The 15,938-nt window shown below is 43.9% G+C and carries 14 protein-coding genes; 7 read left to right on the forward strand and 7 right to left on the reverse strand.

The features are described from left to right. Together QUB33_RS26655 and QUB33_RS26660 are read right to left on the reverse strand one after the other, a co-directional pair. Window positions 1-231 (reverse strand): hypothetical protein (locus QUB33_RS26655; protein WP_333356699.1); only part of this gene is annotated, 231 nt, incomplete at its 3' end. A gap of 12 nt (window positions 232-243) precedes the next feature. After that, a complete protein-coding gene (locus QUB33_RS26660; protein ID WP_333356702.1) occupies window positions 244-516 on the reverse strand; it encodes a helix-turn-helix transcriptional regulator in 273 nt (90 codons plus the stop codon). Window positions 517-688: 172 nt separating this feature from the next. Between QUB33_RS26660 and QUB33_RS26665 the strand changes: the two genes are divergently transcribed. Then, entirely contained in the window at window positions 689-1,174 is a 486-nt protein-coding gene (locus tag QUB33_RS26665; RefSeq protein WP_333356705.1) for a GNAT family N-acetyltransferase, read from the forward strand. A gap of 373 nt (window positions 1,175-1,547) precedes the next feature. On the opposite strand, the gene QUB33_RS26670 is transcribed toward QUB33_RS26665, so the two are convergent. The 3 genes from QUB33_RS26670 to QUB33_RS26680 all read right to left on the reverse strand — a co-directional run bounded on the left by QUB33_RS26670 (window position 1,548) and on the right by QUB33_RS26680 (window position 7,516). After that, window positions 1,548-6,902, reverse strand: a complete 5,355-nt coding sequence (locus QUB33_RS26670; protein WP_333356709.1) for an AAA family ATPase — start codon at window positions 6,900-6,902, stop codon at window positions 1,548-1,550. Beyond that, on the reverse strand, window positions 6,895-7,023 hold the full coding sequence (locus tag QUB33_RS26675) for a tetratricopeptide repeat protein (protein WP_333356712.1): 129 nt from the start codon (window positions 7,021-7,023) through the stop codon (window positions 6,895-6,897). Before QUB33_RS26675 ends, QUB33_RS26670 begins: the two co-directional genes overlap by 8 nt. Window positions 7,024-7,087: 64 nt before the next feature. After that, entirely contained in the window at window positions 7,088-7,516 is a 429-nt protein-coding gene (locus QUB33_RS26680) for a tyrosine-type recombinase/integrase (protein WP_333356715.1), read from the reverse strand. Between the two features lie 423 nt (window positions 7,517-7,939). Between QUB33_RS26680 and QUB33_RS26685 the strand changes: the two genes are divergently transcribed. Beyond that, on the forward strand, window positions 7,940-8,530 hold the full coding sequence (locus QUB33_RS26685) for a class I SAM-dependent methyltransferase (RefSeq protein WP_333356718.1): 591 nt from the start codon (window positions 7,940-7,942) through the stop codon (window positions 8,528-8,530). Between the two features lie 1,204 nt (window positions 8,531-9,734). Beyond that, the gene (locus tag QUB33_RS26690; protein ID WP_333356721.1) at window positions 9,735-10,004 is read left to right on the forward strand and encodes a hypothetical protein; all 270 of its coding nucleotides are present in this window, start codon (window positions 9,735-9,737) and stop codon (window positions 10,002-10,004) included. Window positions 10,005-10,234: 230 nt separating this feature from the next. On the opposite strand, the gene QUB33_RS26695 is transcribed toward QUB33_RS26690, so the two are convergent. Next, a complete protein-coding gene (locus QUB33_RS26695) occupies window positions 10,235-11,314 on the reverse strand; it encodes a PIN/TRAM domain-containing protein (RefSeq protein WP_333356725.1) in 1,080 nt (359 codons plus the stop codon). 375 nt (window positions 11,315-11,689) lie between these two features. On the opposite strand from QUB33_RS26695, the gene hemW reads away from it, so the two are divergent. The 4 genes from hemW (at window position 11,690) to QUB33_RS26715 (ending at window position 15,680) form a co-directional block, all read left to right on the forward strand. Beyond that, entirely contained in the window at window positions 11,690-13,057 is a 1,368-nt protein-coding gene (gene hemW, locus QUB33_RS26700) for a radical SAM family heme chaperone HemW (RefSeq protein ID WP_333356728.1), read from the forward strand. A gap of 226 nt (window positions 13,058-13,283) precedes the next feature. Then, window positions 13,284-13,544 (forward strand): hypothetical protein, encoded by a 261-nt coding sequence (locus tag QUB33_RS26705; RefSeq protein WP_333356731.1) that lies wholly within the window; start codon window positions 13,284-13,286, stop codon window positions 13,542-13,544. Between the two features lie 113 nt (window positions 13,545-13,657). Beyond that, window positions 13,658-13,930: a DUF1830 domain-containing protein gene (locus QUB33_RS26710; RefSeq protein WP_190661072.1), complete on the forward strand. Its 273-nt coding sequence runs from the start codon at window positions 13,658-13,660 to the stop codon at window positions 13,928-13,930. Window positions 13,931-14,114: 184 nt separating this feature from the next. Next, on the forward strand, window positions 14,115-15,680 hold the full coding sequence (locus QUB33_RS26715; RefSeq protein ID WP_333356735.1) for an FAD-dependent oxidoreductase: 1,566 nt from the start codon (window positions 14,115-14,117) through the stop codon (window positions 15,678-15,680). A 99-nt stretch (window positions 15,681-15,779) separates the two neighbouring features. On the opposite strand, the gene QUB33_RS26720 is transcribed toward QUB33_RS26715, so the two are convergent. Next, window positions 15,780-15,920, reverse strand: coding sequence for a hypothetical protein (locus tag QUB33_RS26720; RefSeq protein ID WP_333356738.1), 141 nt, complete (start codon window positions 15,918-15,920; stop codon window positions 15,780-15,782). Between the last annotated feature and the right edge of the window lie 18 nt (window positions 15,921-15,938).

A 15,938-nucleotide genomic window follows, 5' to 3' on the forward strand; every position in this document is an offset into this window, starting at 1 on the left:
TTTGACTAAATGGTTCGTTGAAATCTTTTGTCGAAGTGAGTGAAATTTTGGATCATTTTTTCGTTGGAACACTCTTAGTAAAATCTGCACTGCTGTTTTCAGGTCGTCTGACCAGGTTTCGACAGCACCCAATGGCGTTTGCGACCAATGGTGCGATCGCAGCAACGCCCCCAACTCACCGCCCCCACCAAACAACTTCTCAGCCATTGCCCTGAATTTTTCCGCCCTCATGCGTTTAGTTCCTTATAAAAAATACTTCCTTCGCATGGACTGGCAGTGTTCTCGTACCGTGGCATCACTTGACTCCGATAGCTGATTCAAAAGCATCTCAATTTGCTTTTGAGCTAAAGGAGAGGGAGTTGCGTGTCCATTTTCCCAGCGATTAATCGTTGGGAAGGATACCCCAAGGTGAACCGCGAACTTTTCTTGGGTCAGCTTCAGGGTTTGTCGGAGTTCTCGAATCAATTGACCGATCGCTGGCTGTTCAATACCGACGTATTGCTGATGAAACGCCATAGCTCGCAAACTTTATAAAGTTCTTTATTCTTAACTTTGGCTTGTTTTGGCTTTGAAGCAATATCCCTCAAGACATAAGCGTGAAAGTTACCTGTAAGTATTCAAAAGCGATCGGATTCTGTAGTAAATTGTAGTATGCTCGATAAAGCTTTCAGAGTTAACAGGAGTTCATATGGGAATGCAAATTGAACCCTACAACCCTCACCACCTTGATGCTGTTATTCATCTTTCACTTCGAGCATGGGCTCCGGTCTTTGATTCGATTCAGAAGGCGATGAATGCTGATGTTTACCAGGCATTCTATCCCAATCATTGGCGTGTGAGCCAACAAAAAGCTGTCGAGGATGTCTGTGCTGCGGAAGACACGAATGTATGGGTTGCGATCGATGCAGGTTCTACTGTGGGCTTTGTAGCCGTGAAACTACACTCGGAGGACAGCATGGGTGAAATCTACATGGTTGCCGTCGATCCAGACTTTCAAGGTCGCGGCATTGGTAGCGCTTTGATAGAATTTGCTCTGGCTTGGATGAAAGATGCTGGGATGTCTATTGCTATGGTTGAGACTGGGGGCGATCCCGGTCATGAAAGAGCCCGTCATACCTATGAAAAGGTGGGCTTTGAGCTATTCCCAGTCGCCAGATACTTTAAAAAGCTCTAGGTGCAGATGTGTTGATTTGGCGATCGCATTCTATACTTCAACTTAATGCGATCAATCGCCCGCTCTATTAGAAGAAATAGGTTTTAAGAGAGCTAAAGAGAGGCAAACAAGCTCCCAGCTATCAGTCTGCTCAAAAAGCTTTAAGACGATTAATCGAATTGGCTACTACAACAACGACAGCAACAACCCGTTCCGAGTAATACATAGATAACTTCCCGTCCCCGTATATTACTTGGATAAGGATTTTTTGTGAGTGAAGCCAATGATTGTTGGATTCCCGGAAACGGCTCACCGGAGGCAGCTAATTGTGAAGTTCGCCAACAGTATCGATTGCTACTCAAACCCCGATTTCAAGATTTGAGCTAACGCATCTTTAGTCGAGATCGCCTTGAGTGCAGCGCTGTTGATAAATTTGAGCTGCTTTATCTGTAGGATTGCGGCGCAGGCACTCAGCAAATAATCGCTCAGCATCTCTAAGCTTTTGCCCATGGTAGAGTATCAAAGCTTCTTCAAATAGCGTTCTCGTGGCTACCTTGCCCTCATAAGTCTCAGGCGGATCGGCATCGAAAACTTCAAACATCGATACCGCTTTTGATTTTCCCTTAACTTTTACGCGATCGATAAGACGGATAGCAAACTGGTTAGAATCTGGCAAAGACTGGAAAGTTTGGTGACTAATTAACATCGAAATCCCATATTGCTTAGTCAAGCTTTCTATCCGCGAGGCTAAATTCACTGCATCGCTAATCACGGTGCTATCCATCCGATTTTTTCCCCCCACCGTACCGAGTATTAAAGAACCTGTATTGATGCCAATGCCAATCTTAATTGGCACGTATCCAGAAGCAGTGCGATGTTGATTATATTCGGTAAGACTATGTAGCATATCAATTCCTGCTTTCACTGCATTATCTGCCTCGCCACTAAATAGAGCCATAATTGCATCACCAATATATTTATCAATAAATCCTTGATTTTCAGTAATAGCTGGCTCCATGTGAGACAAATAGGAATTAATAAATTTGAAATTGTCTTGAGGGTTCATACTTTCCGATAAAGTTGTGAATTCGCGAATATCAGAAAATAGTACCGACATTTCCTGTTGAACTTGGTCGCCTAATTTAACATCAGTAATGCTCTCTTTATCCAATAATTGGAGGAATTGACGGGGGACAAAACGCTCAAAAGCCTGATTGAGTTCGGTGAGATTATTGTAGAGACGGGCATTATCAATGGAAATTGCTGCCTGAGAGGAAAGCAGATTTAAAAGTTCTACGCGATCGGGAGTAAAAGCCTCTGTGGTTAGATTATTTTCTAAATAGATAATTCCTGCCAGTTTACCTTGATGTTGGAGAGGGAAGCACAAAATTGATTTCGGCTTATGTACTTTGATATAGGGAGAATGAGCAAATTTAGGGTTATTGGTAGCATCGTTCAAGACTACACTTTCCTGCGTGCGAGCCACATAGTTAACAATTGTGTGAGACATTAGAAGTTTATCCTCAGGTTCCCATACAGACTGGACGGGGATTGACTGCAACACAGTCACACCATCTTCATCCACCGAACCCTCAGCTTCAATCAGCAATTTTCCCTTAGTTTCCAGAATTAGAAAGCCCTTTTGCGCTCCGGCATTCTCAATAATAATCCGCATCAATTTCGCCAGTAATTTATCTAGCACAATTTCCTCGGATAGGGTTTGTGAAGCTTTCATGATTGCGATCAAATCCAGCTCAGAAGAAGTGCTACTTCCTGTTGTAGTAGGCGGCGTAGATAGCTTTGTGCTAAGTGTTCCCCTGTTCGAGGTATTTCTTTGTAATAACTGAGGATAGCGCGTATCTAAATTGTTAACTTTAGCTGTTGCCCCCCAGCGGAGATAGCAATAACGGGCATCTTGCATATAGACTTGCGCGATTTTATCTTGGCCTAAAGCGAGATAAAACTTAGCCGCGAGTTCATGCGCTAGTGCTTCTTCATTGATGTATTCATGTTCTTTGGCAAGATCAATAGCTTTTTTGTAATAGTCCATTGCCATCATCTTCTCTCCTTGAACCCGGTGCAATTCTGCTTCCACTAGATAAAACTTGTGTAAATGATTCATTGGGGCATAATGCGCCCATTTTTTGAGTTTTTTCTGGTTAGCTCGCACCTGGTCGAGTAAGCCTTTCTGCTGGGATTTCGAGGTAGAAGAATATGTAGCAATTCGTGCGAGAGAATCGTAAAAGTAAAACAACGTAACGATCAGCAACCCTACTGCATTGTCTACACATCTGGCAGCTAGTGCCGCATTGTCTAGGGCTTCCTCGTACTCTCCAAATAGGTAACAGAGTGTCAGTTTTTCAAAATATATAAAAAAAAGTGCGGTTCGGTCATTCGCCTCAATAAGCAAGGGCAGTTTTTTCGACTCGTCAAAAAAATCGCCAATTAAACGGCAGGGATTTTTCGATTGCCCCATCAAATTCAGCGCCCTCTGCCGATTTAGACTAATCTCATGCAGGTTTTGCTCTTGCTTTAATTTTTGGATAGCATCGCTGTATTTGGTTGCCTCCCGCTCAACAACAGCTAACTCCTGTCCTATGCAATAGGAATGGTAGGAGTACATCTCTACGCAATACGTCCCATATTCTAAATCTCCTGTTTCTAGTCCGATAGAATATCCGAGCAGCAAAGGCTGTAACGTATGTCTTCCATGCTCCTGCCAATGCCTAATAAAGTAATTAAAAATAGAGATTACTTTAGTTTTCACGCTCCTAGCGTTGAGCCGCTCTGATAGACTTAAAGCTAGATTGCCAAATTTATAACCAGATTCAATGTCTCCTAATACTCCACAAAGAATCAAACCATAAGATACATACATCACTGAGGAGAAGGAAGCATTGCCGTATTGGAGCGAGATATTGATACCTTTAAAAATAACCAGTGGGAATAAATTAGGAGCCGCTCTATAGGAAGCAGAAACCATTCTCGCTAGAATACGACTTGCTGCCAACTTATCAGGAGCAGTCATTTCCGGTAAGTCGATTAAGTCCTCAATGCGTTTCCCCCGCAAGGCTAACTTTGTCCCTGTCAAACCGAGTAAGACATCTAACTTACTGGGCTTTTTAGGCAAACTGACTCCTAACAGTTTCAGAACTGTTAATCCAGTATCGAGTGCTTCTAATAGCTCGTCCTGTGCTAGATAGGCAGAGATTTTGACTTCATAAATTTTCACCTTATCCAACAATACTTTGCCCTGTTGTAGCACGACTGGAACTAATCTCTCCATTTCATCGAATTGACCGCACAAATAGGCAGCTTCTGCGGCTTCTACATACAGAGCAAGTGTAGTATCGTACTGCCTCTGCCAACTTGACCCTCCTTCACTTCCCCTTTTGCTAAGGGAGGACTGAGGGGGGTTCAACAATTCTAAGCCGCTTGTTAAGTAGGTAAGGGCAGGTTGATAAGCGACTGATGCTTTGGCTTTCTTGCCAGCTATTAGGTTTAACTTTGCCAATTCATCTCGTTTCTGTTGGTTTTCGAGCAGGTTGCTGCCGAAATTCAAGTGATTAACAATGTCAAAGATTTTTTCTTCTTGCTGCTGGAGTGGGGTATTATTCAGGAGTAGCTGACCGATTTGCAGATGGTAGGCTTGCTTGCGGTGTGAGGGAATGAGAGAATAGGCGGCTTGTTGGATGCGATCGTGGACAAACCTGTAAGCTACCTTGAATTCATCCGGATTTCGATCTGTTTGCAGAAATTTGTAATCATCTCCCACTGGGACAATTAGACCTTCTCGCACGGCTGACCAGAGTTCGTTTGCTGTTTCTTTGGGCTGCTTTTCACCTACATTTGAGAGAGTTTTTAAATCAAACTGGTTACCGATACAAGCAGCCGTTTTTAATACTTCTTGCGTCTGTTCTGGTAGTTTTTGAATTTTTTGAGTCATCAACTCAACAACATTATCGGTAATACCTCGTTCTTGAATTCGATCTAAATTCCACTGCCAACTGCTACTGAGAAAATCGAAATCTAATAGGTTTTCTGTATAAAGCGACTGGAGAAACTCTTTCAGGAAGAACGGATTCCCCTGAGTTTTGGCAAATACTAATTCGGCTAAGGGCTTTGCCCTTTCTGCGTTGCATTTAAGCGTATCGGTAATTAACTGATTAACACAAGTTAAATCTAACGGCGAGAGCAAGATAGAATTTACAGTGGCTCCAGATTTTTTAATTTCTGATAAGGTAATTTTTAAGGGATGGGCTGCACTGACTTCATTATCCCGATAGGCTCCAATTACCAGTAGATACGAAGTATCTACATCAGTCATCATTAACTGCATTAATTTCAGAGTAGCGGAGTCTGCCCACTGTAAGTCATCTAGAAAGATAACTAAGGGATGCTCTTGTTGACAAAAGACATGAATGAAGTTTTGAAAGACTAAGTTAAACCGATTTTGAAATTCAGTCGCGGCTAGCTCTAGGACGGCTGGTTGCTTGCCAATAATCAGTTCAACTTCAGGGATGACATCAATAATAATTTGTCCGTTGGCTCCTAATGCTGATAGGAGTTTGTCACGCCATACCTGTAGTTGTTCGGACGTTTCAGTTAGCAGTTGTCGAACTAATTCTCGAAATGCACTGACGATAGCACTGTAAGGAATATTTCGCTGAAACTGGTCAAACTTACCAGAAATGTAATAACCGCGTCGTTCGGTAATGGGTTTATAGATTTCCTGAACTAATACTGATTTACCAATACCGGAATAACCAGCAACGAGCATGAGTTGGCTGGTGCCATGAGTTATCCGCTCAAAAGCTGCGAGTAACGTTTCAATTTGGCTTGACCTGCCATAGAGCTTCTGCGGGATTTGAAATTTATCAGAAATATCCTGTTCGCCTAAAACAAAATCTTCAATCTTTTCACCGCTTTCTAGTTGCATCAGACAGAGCACCAAATCGTCTCTGAGGCCTAAAGCACTTTGGTATCGTTCCTCTGCTGTTTTCGCCATGAGTTTCATCACGATTTCTGAAACGACTAGAGGAATTGCGGGATTAACTCTATGGGGTGGGACGGGTTGTCTAGCAATATGACAATGAACCAACTCCATTGCATCGGTAGCGTCAAAAGGCAATTGGTTTGTCAATATTTTGTAAAAGGTAACTCCGAGGGAGTAAAAATCAGTGCGGTAATCGATCGATCGATTCATCCTGCCTGTTTGTTCGGGAGAAATATAAGCTAACGTTCCTTCTAAAACATTAGGGCTTTTTAAGGCAGTGTTTTCCCTGGACAAGACTGTGGACAAGCCAAAGTCAATAATTTTTAATTCTGCGGTTTGATAGTTAAAAACAATATTGGACGGGTTAATATCTTTATGGATAATGTTTGAGGAATGAATTCTCCCCAGAGTTTCAGCGATCTGAATGGCGATTTGGAGAAATTCTAATAAGGTAAACGGTCTTTTTTCGAGTAATTTTTCTAAGGATTCCCCACCGAAATCCTCTAATAGCATTACCAGCGTGTTGTTATGTTTTCGTAGCTCGTGAGCCTTAACAACTCCCCCTTGTTCAAAGCTACGGGTGATTTCATATTCCTGCTGGTAACGGACAAGTTCGGCAGGGGTAGGATATTCTTCTTTGAGGACTTTCAGGATAAGCGGTTGGTTATCTTGTTCTCTAATTCCCCGGTAAACAAGTGTATTGGCACTTTCGTAAATTTGGGCTAAAACTTTAATTCCAGGGAGTTTAATCATGTTTGGCTCTCCATTTTTGGCAGTCATAAACTTTACGGGCGATCGTCAGCGACTGCTGATGGTACTCAATCGCCTTGGTCGAGTTGCCCAGGGAAGCGTAAACATTTCGCAGATTACCCAATGTTGCCCCCTCACCTGAGCTGTTTTTAATCTCTCGCTAGATAATCAAGGTCTGTTGACAACACTCAAGGCTTCTTGAAATTGACTTGTCTGACCATACTGATTTCCTCGCTCCAAGAACTTAGCATCGCAGCCAACAGGCTAGTATTTTTTCTAATATTCCTCCCAGGATAGCCGAGACGCTTCCGGATAGTATTGAGACTGACTCCTTCATTAACCAGTTCAGTCGCGTGTGCGTGTCTGTGTTCATGGATGGTACAGCTTATGCCTGCCTTGGCACAATAACCAACCCACTTCTCCTGAACCGATCGCGTAATAAGCCACCCCTTCCATTCTTTTGAAGCTAGATGCCAAGTCCAATGAGATTTCTGCCATCCCCAAAGTGCGGGAGATTCTGGAGATGCTGCCGGGTTGAAGGATGAAACCCGACACTCATCACTGCTTCTCCACCTCAACCCGGGGCGATCGCCCAATCGAGTCATGTTTGGTTTCACGTTACTTATTGATTTACAAGCAATGACGTGACAGGCTCAACCCAACCTACAGCGAGGGGCGATCGCACTCGTTCCTGCTCTGCGAAGGCTCCGCCTCAAGCAAGCGGTAAAGCCGCATCGGAGCGGTAGATTGCGACATTAGGTTAATGCTGGATAAGACCGATAGAGAGGATATTATCAGCAAAATTGACAAATAACACCCCTGATTTCCAGGATGAACTATCAGAAGCGATGGATAACACCCAAGAACCCGGACTTAATCTGCTAAGTTTCTGTTTAATTCCTTAAAACTAGGATGTTGTCCAACAGATATGATGGATAATCCAACGAAGGTAAAGGTATTATCCAGCATATCTGCGGTTGAATACATAGCTATATTTTTTTGGCATCAAATGTGCCAACAGCAACAATTGGAGAAAACAGATGTGGGATGAAAGATACAGTGCCCAAGAGTACGCATATGGCACAAACCCGAACAAGTTTTTGGAAGAAAACGTCAGCAGTATTCCAAAAGGTAAAGTTCTGAGCTTGGCCGAAGGAGAAGGGAGGAATGCCGTTTTCCTTGCGAAACAGGGTTATTCTGTAACCGCTGTAGATGCCTCTTTAGTTGGTTTGAATAAGGCCAGAAAGTTGGCCGAAGAGAACGGGGTGGTTGTTGAGTTTATTCATACTGATTTAGCAGAGTATGATTTAGGCGAAAATAAATGGGATGGAGTTGTATCTATATTTTGTCCGTTGCCTTCTTCAATAAGAAAACAACTTCATAAAAAAGTTGAAGCAGGGTTAAAGCGAAACGGTGTTTTTCTGCTTGAGGCTTATACACCCGATCAGTTGAAGTATGGTACTGGGGGCGGAAATTCAGTAGATGTGATGCAATCTAAAGAATCTTTAAGCCTTGAGTTGGCTGGCTTAAAGTTTAAGCATCTAATTGAGCTTGAGCGTGATGTAGTAGAAGGTATTTATCACACTGGCATTGGCGCAGTAGTTCAGGCGATCGCATCAAAAGAAATATAACATTCTGGTGCAGCGGATTGCCTGAAGCTGCTTAGGTGAGATGCAGAGATCCAAACAACCGCTGAACAAAACCGTTAGCTATCTTTGCATAAAGGTGTTGTACTCTCTCCGTACAGCCAAGAGTCTGCTTCTGGTGCCATCCCAAATGCAACTATTGGTCACTGTTAAACCATTCGCGATCGCCTAGCTGCTTTGCTAGCCATTGGTAATACTCAGCGATCTTTTCTTTCGCGTTCCCTTCCACCTCAACCAGCAGTGCGATCGCTCCATCGAGTCATGTTTGGTTTCATGTTAAGTGATTCAAAAGTAAGGGCTTGACAGGCTCAATCTAAGGTACAGCGAGGGGCGATCGTACTGCGCCTATTTGGCTTTACAAAATATCAAAACCAAAGCCATTAAATTGGAGAAAATACCCAATGAAATCATAGAAAAACCAGGGGGTTCTGTGACTAATAGACTTGATTGTTTAGGATTTCGTAAAAAACTATTAATCGTAGATACCGTTTCTCGCTTACGTTGGACATAGTTACCGGATATTGAGCCAAATCTTACTACTCCGTTCTCGGTTACTAAAATACAAACCGTTATTTTAGAACGTCGCGATTGTTCGACTCTAGCTTCTTTAAGCTGACTTAGTAGAAATCGCTTAAAACTTGTTCCCGACAAGGTAGAGTGAGAAATTTCACAGGTATTGGGGGCTGTTCCAGTTCGCCTACAAACAAGTGAATATACCTGGAATCCTTCCGAAATTAGAAAGATTTCTAATATCAGAAATACTGTAACAAACATCCATTTTTTCCAATGAATATTAACAATATAACTTATAATTTTTGGAGATATTTTTTTATTCTCCTATTTTATTTTTGTTAACATAGCCTGTTTTTTTCTCTAGGTTTGTCGTCAATATTAATTCTGTATGCTTTACAGCTTAAGATATTTTACAACAAATAAAGTTATTTAATCTTAGACAGACTAGCCGATCAATGTTAAATATTATTAAATCAAGTCAGCACTGGACACAATACCCCGGCTTAATCTATCAAGCAACTACCCAGAACGCCGACACCTTGAGTGGTGTTACTCTCAAAAACTCCCCCGAAATTCCCAAATTGTCCGCCAATGTGAAGCGTCTGAATTGATTTTTGCACGTTGCAGGTACGGGATGCTGGGAATTTAGGCGGCAAACAATCAGAGGAGAATTGCTGTGAGAGCTCGAAGGCTGCAATCATTGTTCGACGATCGCTCGATCGTTCTGCGCTGTTTGAGTATCGCCCTTGTCGTTTCAATCTTGCTGTTAAGCGCTAAGGGAAGCTTGTTTGAGAGTTCTGCGATCGCACAAATCCCAATGCAGCCCACGCCATCTAATCCCTGTAGCGCTTTGGCTCAGAGAGATTTTTCAGCCGCCATTCCCGATGCCCCTACCGCAATTCTGTCGGCTCAGATAGTTCCTTCTAAGGCTCAAACACCTGAATAGTGTGAGGTGAAAGGAGAAGAAGCTGGTAATTGCTATTTTTTCTTGGTGGCTTTCCAAGTGCCGCCGTAGAAGTAAAAAGGATTGTTTTTACTTACCGATTCCCAACATTTAAGACACAAAAAAAACCACTGCCCCGACTCGTCATACCGGGCGCGGTAGAGAGTCGGGGCAGATTGGGAACAACGATCGCAATATTTGATTCTGAGTGCCCTGGCCATTGTTACTCAGTTTCAAACAATAACGGACTCTTGAGGGCGGGCGAATATCATGCGGCCGGCGCTAGTTTGCAGGGCGCTGGTGACTACGACTCGGGCTTCGCCACCGACATAGCTGCTTCCTGCTTCTACGACAACCATGGTGCCGTCATCCAAGTAACCGATTCCCTGAGAAGGTTCTTTGCCTTCTTTGCGGATTTTTAGTTCGATCGTATCTCCCGGCAAATAAGTGGGACGCACCGCATGAGTCAAATCGTTAATATTCAAAACCGGCAGTTTTTGGACGGTAGCTACTTTCGATAAGTTGTAATCGTTTGTGAGCAAAATACCGTCTATCTCCAAAGCGAAGCGGACTAATTTCGCATCGACTGTGGCAATATCTTCGTAGTCAGCCGAGTGAATTTGAATGCGTTCTGGATATGTTTCTTTGATGCGGTTGAGAATATCTAAGCCGCGGCGCCCGCGCACTCGCTTTTGATCGTTCGCGGAATCAGCTATCAGTTGCAGTTCTTGGAGCACGAATTGCGGCACGATAATTTGACCTTCGAGGAAACCTGTTTCTAGCAGGTTTTCAATCCGGCCGTCAATGATGCAGCTAGTATCGACAACTTTGGCAGTTGCTGGTTTGAAAGTACCTTCGGCTACCAACACCGTGTCAAAGCTTTTGGGGTTGATCAGCCGCAAGAAAGCGCGACCGTGGGTGTCGGTCAAACTGACGCCTGTGAAGCCGAACATGACGCTACCCAAGACTGCGACTAGAGGTTTGATGAAGCCGAACTCGCGGGGAATTGGCAGCAGGAACAGCGGAGCCAGCATTAAGTTTGCTACTAGCAGTCCGATGATTAAACCGATCGCCCGCGTCAGCAGCATCTCCACCGGCATATCGCGGACTTGTTTTTCCAGGCGCCGGTAGGTTGTTTGAGCCACTAATCCCAGCACGAAGCCGATTAATGCTCCAAACGAACCTAGTACAGAACTTAAACCTTGTATATTTGTAACTTGCTCCAGCAGCTCGGTCGGCAGGAGTTCGACTCCGTAATAGCCGATGCCTCCGCCTGCGATTATGAATGAGATTATTATGATTGCGTCTAGCATTAGTTCTAGGTTAATGAATTTATTCACATTATATCTTTGCAGTGCTGATACTTGTTTTCATGCTTTGGTCGGATATCGCTATATTTACTCAGAAATTTTCATAAACTTATATTTCGCGGTTGTACCCTTTAGGGGATGTGCCAGGGAATCGCTCGGCATTTACCATGCCCCGCCGAAAGCAGGCACGAGGTGCCAATAGACCGCCCTGCGGGCTATGCGGGAATTGTAGCCGATCGAAACTGATACGAGGTTAAATTAAAAGAGCCGATCGTTCGCAGCGCTTTTTTGGTAAGAAAATGTCATAATATACATAATTATTCATGATGGTTTAATTAAAACTTTAGATTTGAAGTGGCGCTTTCGGTTTGAAATGTAATGAACCCTACCCCAGATTATTTAACATTTAAATTAAAAAAAAGTGTGCAAGCGGCAAATTCCGAGATTCCTAGTTCGGCTTACCTCCACATACCTTTTTGTCGCCGCCGCTGTTACTACTGCGATTTTCCGGTTTTTGTGGTGGGCGATCGCAAAAATGGCGAGAATTCCGGCACAATTGTGCAATACGTTGCTGTACTCTGTCAAGAAATTCAAGAAACAAAAAATTTAGGCGCATCTCTGAAAACAGTTTTTTTTGGGGGTGGCACGCCTTCGCTGCTTTCTGTGAGTCAGTTGAGCAATATTCTGGAAACTCTCGACGGCAAATTTGGGATTGCTGCTGGGGCGGAAATTTCTATAGAAATAGACCCAGGTACGTTTACTTTAGAACAGTTGCGGGGATATGCAGCGGCGGGAGTAAATCGAGTTAGTTTGGGAGTGCAAGCTTTTCAGGATGAATTGCTGCAAGCTTGCGGGCGATCGCACTCTGTCGCGGAAATTTTTGAAGCAGTGGAAATAGTGCGATCGGCTGGTATTGTCAATTTTAGTTTAGACCTGATTTCGGGACTGCCGCACCAAACTTTAGAACAATGGGAAGCTTCCCTGAAAGCGGCGGTGGAAATTAGCCCGACTCACCTGTCGAGTTACGACTTAATTGTTGAGCAGGGAACTGCTTTCGGGCGCTACTTTGAAGCAGGAGCCCAGCCACTGCCTGCAGATGACACCGCTGCTGGAATGTACCGTTTAGCAAGGGAAATTCTGACGGGGGCTGGCTACGAACATTACGAAATTTCTAATTACGCTCGATCTGGCTATCAGTGCCGCCACAACCGGGTTTATTGGGAAAATCGCCCTTATTACGGTTTGGGAATGGGAGCAGCGAGTTACGTGGAAGGTCGGAGGTTGACTAGACCTCGCAAAACTCAAGAATATTATCAGTGGGTGCGATCGATCTCTCGCCTCAATTCCCCAGCTACTTCTCAAATTGGGGGGGAAAGCCAGCCAGATAAGGATCGAGAAATTGAGCAAAATTTTCAAGTCTCAGAAAATGACGTTTTGTTAGAAACGCTGATGCTAGGTTTGCGTTTAGCAGAAGGAGTTAGCCTGTCGGCGCTGACTGAGAAGTTTACTCAACAAACGGTTGACAAAATTTGGCGTTGTTTGCAGCCCTACTGGCGACAAGGATGGGTGGAAATTATAAGTGCGGATGGGGCGATTCCCTACGGGATAGCTCCGCTTCACGTAACTTTAGGCGAGGGCGGGAAAGTGCGACTTTCGGGGAATTTGAGGTTGAGCGATCCCGAAGGTTTTTTATTTTCTAATACAATTTTAGCCGATTTGTTCAGCAAGTTAGGCGACGATAATTAACTCTGTCTGAGGAAGTATATCTCCAGCAAGCGCGATCGGCCCTAAAGCCGTGTCCGCCAATGCGATCGGAACAAAATTCAATTGCTCCCTAGCTTGATAATCTCAAAAACAATATATTTTATATCGATCCCTAAACAAATCTTAAAGGCGAACTAAGCCTTGAGATAGACGCCACGACTGCACTCCAGCCGTCATACTTAATAGTGAACATTTAAAAAGTAATTTAATGAACACTTTAACTATCGAGCGCAACCAAACCCAAAACCAGCCCTGCCTTGTAATTAGCGAGCGCGGGTGCAATCCGACTTCCAAGTGTAATTTTTGCGGTCACTACCAACAGGCAAGAGGTTCAGTTGGTCACTGTCAATTGTTGAACGCACCTGTTAGGGGAGGATGGAAATCTTGCGCTTTAGCAATGCCGGCTTTTGCACCTTCTTGGGAATACCTGGAAGGCGGTGATGTTTCTCCTGCGAAATTTATTAATTAACTCAAACAACGTAAAAAAAATGTATAAAAAAGTGTGTTTTAACTGGTAATATGCTATATTAAGTTTAGGCTCGTAGCCGCTCGCTCGCACAATAGCACAAACAAGTTAAAAAGATGAATTTGACACTAAATCAGGTAATTTCCGAAGGTCATACGCGCATTTTGTGTTGGTATCTTAATAATACTAGCAAAGTGCAAATCGCTCGCATTACAAATATTCCTAATTGGTATTTTGAGCGGACAGTGTTTCCGGGGGAACGTTTTTTGTTTGAAGCGCTGCCGGAAGCTCAGTTAGAAGTTTGCAGGAGTGCGGATACGGGTGTTATAGTGTGCGAGCGAATTTTGTGCGATCGGCTGCGAGTTGAAGAATTAAGCACGGCTGATTGAAGATAATTATTTAGACTTACCAGCTAGAGGTAGAAACCCGGTTTTTTTTCAGAAACTGGGTTTCTCTGTATGATTATAAAAACTTCGTGATTCTCGCCACCCCATGCGTCAGCCCTGAAACTGTCGCAAAAGTTAATCTAAGCTAAATTATAAAAAATCCACCACTGTTTAATACTAAAACCCGATGTCCCTCACTGAACAAATCCTCTCCCAAGTGCCAGAAGACGCCCTCGGAGGCCTGAGAAAAGTCGATCGACTCTGGGAAAACCTCAAACAAAACACCGCACCAGCACCCCAAGCAGTCCAATACAGCCAACAACCCCTGGAAACCCTAGACTTCGACATAGTTATCGGCGGCGGGACCCTAGGAATATTGATCGGTACAGCCTTAGTCCTGCGGGGTTGGCGAGTAGCCCTGCTCGAACGCGGCACCCTGCGAGGCCGCGATCAAGAATGGAACATTTCTCGCAAAGAATTAGACGCATTCTTAGAACTAAATCTGCTATCTGTTGAAGAGATAGAAAAGGCCATAGCTACCGAATACAACCCAGCCCGCATCAGCTTTGCCAACACCCCCGACATTTGGGTGCGCGACGTACTCAACATCGGAATCGACCCAGTTTACCTCCTAGAAACCCTCAAGCAGCGATTCCTCCAAGCTGGAGGAAAGCTATTTGAAAATACACCATTTAAAACAGCAACCATTCACCCGGATGGAGTCTTGGTAGAATCTGCAAATACCGATACACAACCTGCTACAAATTTATTTAAAACCAGATTATTATTAGACGCAATGGGACATTTTTCGCCCATTGTGCGCCAAGCAAGACAAGGCAAAAAACCCGAAGCAGTATGTTTAGTAGTCGGCAGTTGCGCTCAAGGATACCCCAAAAACGACACTGGGGATATATTTGCATCCTTCACCCCAATGCAAAATCAGTGCCAATATTTTTGGGAAGCATTTCCAGCCAGAGACGGCCGCACAACCTACTTATTTACCTACATAGACGCCGACACAGAAAGATTCAGTTTAGAAACATTATTTGAAGAGTATTTGCGCTTGCTTCCCCAATATCAAAATGTCGAACTCGAACAGTTAAAATTCCAAAGAGCACTTTACGGATTTTTCCCCTGCTATCGTCAAAGTCCTCTAAAAACGCCTTGGGATCGCCTACTCCCAGTCGGAGACAGCAGCGGTAGCCAATCTCCCCTCAGCTTCGGCGGTTTCGGCGCAATGGTGCGCCATCTCAAACGCTTGACTCTAGGAATTGACGAAGCTTTGACAAGCGATAGTCTCAGCAAAAATTCCCTCGCACTTTTGCAACCCTACCAGCCGAATCTATCAGTTACCTGGTTGTTTCAGCGTTCCATGAGTGCTGCGATGAATCAAAAAATAGACCCCAATCAAATCAATCAACTTTTGGCTGCCGTCTTTCAGGTAATGGAAGAGTTGGGAGAACCGGTACTCAAACCGTTTCTTCAGGATATCGTGCTGTTTCCGGCTTTGTCAAAAACATTGTTTAAAACAGCAATTAGCCATCCCGGATTAGTTCTGAAAATTATCCCGCAGGTAGGAATAGCTAACTTGCTAGATTGGATGGTACATTATTTAAATTTAGGGATTTATACGGGATTGCAGCCTTTAGGGAAAGCCGTAGAACCACAGGTAAAAAATTTAGCCCCGACGCAGCAATACTATTTTCACCGATTAGTTGAAGCGTGGCAATATGGTGCTGGCGGCGATTATTAAGTGATTAATTGTGGCACGGGCAAGATGCCCGGACCTAATATATGAACAGGATTTCATGAACAGGCTTTCCGGCCTGTTCCACAACACAATATAATTTATTCATTTATTAATTAATTGTGGCACGGGCATCTTGCCCGTGGCTAATATGTGAACAGGCTTTCCGGCCTGTTCCACAACATAATTAGGGCTTGCTGAATAAGCGATCGCTTGCTGGTGATCGAGAGTGATCGATATATTCAAACCGAGTTAAAGATGAGT

The sequence above is a fragment of the Microcoleus sp. B3-A4 genome, assembly GCF_036705385.1.
Taxonomy (GTDB): domain Bacteria; phylum Cyanobacteriota; class Cyanobacteriia; order Cyanobacteriales; family Microcoleaceae; genus Microcoleus.

What these genes read in the sequence shown, in the direction of transcription:
- QUB33_RS26695 (WP_333356725.1), bottom strand. Translation starts at nt 11,314, where the DNA reads ATGCTAGACGCAATCATAATAATCTCATTCATAATCGCAGGCGGAGGC.
- hemW (WP_333356728.1), top strand. Translation starts at nt 11,690, where the DNA reads ATGAACCCTACCCCAGATTATTTAACATTTAAATTAAAAAAAAGTGTG.
- QUB33_RS26670 (WP_333356709.1), bottom strand. Translation starts at nt 6,902, where the DNA reads ATGATTAAACTCCCTGGAATTAAAGTTTTAGCCCAAATTTACGAAAGT.
- QUB33_RS26705 (WP_333356731.1), top strand. Translation starts at nt 13,284, where the DNA reads ATGAACACTTTAACTATCGAGCGCAACCAAACCCAAAACCAGCCCTGC.
- QUB33_RS26665 (WP_333356705.1), top strand. Translation starts at nt 689, where the DNA reads ATGGGAATGCAAATTGAACCCTACAACCCTCACCACCTTGATGCTGTT.
- QUB33_RS26710 (WP_190661072.1), top strand. Translation starts at nt 13,658, where the DNA reads ATGAATTTGACACTAAATCAGGTAATTTCCGAAGGTCATACGCGCATT.
- QUB33_RS26715 (WP_333356735.1), top strand. Translation starts at nt 14,115, where the DNA reads ATGTCCCTCACTGAACAAATCCTCTCCCAAGTGCCAGAAGACGCCCTC.
- QUB33_RS26660 (WP_333356702.1), bottom strand. Translation starts at nt 516, where the DNA reads ATGGCGTTTCATCAGCAATACGTCGGTATTGAACAGCCAGCGATCGGT.
- QUB33_RS26685 (WP_333356718.1), top strand. Translation starts at nt 7,940, where the DNA reads ATGTGGGATGAAAGATACAGTGCCCAAGAGTACGCATATGGCACAAAC.